The organism is Pseudoalteromonas sp. SR41-1, from assembly GCF_014164015.1.
In the GTDB taxonomy this organism is placed as follows: Bacteria; Pseudomonadota; Gammaproteobacteria; order Enterobacterales; family Alteromonadaceae; genus Pseudoalteromonas; species Pseudoalteromonas distincta.
The window spans coordinates 1-857 of the sequence record NZ_JACJEK010000050.1; the positions used below are offsets into that span (position 1 = coordinate 1).

Sequence of the window (857 nt, forward strand, 5' to 3'; positions counted from 1 at the left end):
TTAGCTAGTACTTGACCACGTTCAACGTCTTCACGCTTAGTACCACGTAGAAGTGCACCAATGTTCTCACCAGCACGACCTTCGTCAAGAAGCTTACGGAACATTTCAACACCAGTACAAGTAGAACGAGTTGTATCATTGATACCAACAATTTCTACTTCGTCATTGATGCGGATGATACCAGCTTCAACACGACCAGTTACAACAGTACCACGACCCTGGATTGAGAAAACGTCTTCGATAGGCATGATGAATGGCTTATCGATGTCACGCTCTGGCTCTGGGATGTAAGAATCAAGTGCGTTTGCAAGCTCAACAATCTTATCTTCCCACTCTTTCTCGCCTTCTAACGCTTTAAGCGCAGAACCAGCGATTAGAGGTAAGTCATCACCTGGGAAATCGTATTCAGAAAGAAGTTCACGAACTTCCATTTCTACTAGTTCAAGTAGCTCTTCGTCATCAACCATGTCACATTTGTTCATGAATACGATGATGTAAGGAACGCCAACCTGACGAGAAAGAAGGATGTGCTCACGCGTTTGTGGCATAGGGCCATCTGTCGCAGCAACTACTAAGATCGCGCCGTCCATTTGAGCAGCACCAGTGATCATGTTTTTAACATAATCGGCGTGACCAGGACAATCTACGTGTGCGTAGTGACGTGTAGGTGTATCGTATTCAACGTGAGACGTTGAAATAGTGATACCACGTTCGCGCTCTTCTGGAGCGTTATCGATTGATGCGAAATCTTTAGCAACACCGCCGTATACTTTTGCAAGTACGTTAGTGATTGCTGCAGTTAGTGTAGTTTTACCGTGGTCAACGTGGCCGATTGTACCAACGTTTACGTGCGGTTT

At 45.4% G+C, this 857-nt stretch carries 1 protein-coding gene; it reads right to left on the minus strand.

Features of this window, described 5'->3' with window-relative positions:
• Positions 1-857, minus strand: an 857-nt coding sequence (tuf, locus tag H5118_RS20960) for an elongation factor Tu (protein WP_182738531.1), incomplete at both ends; no start/stop codon positions are given.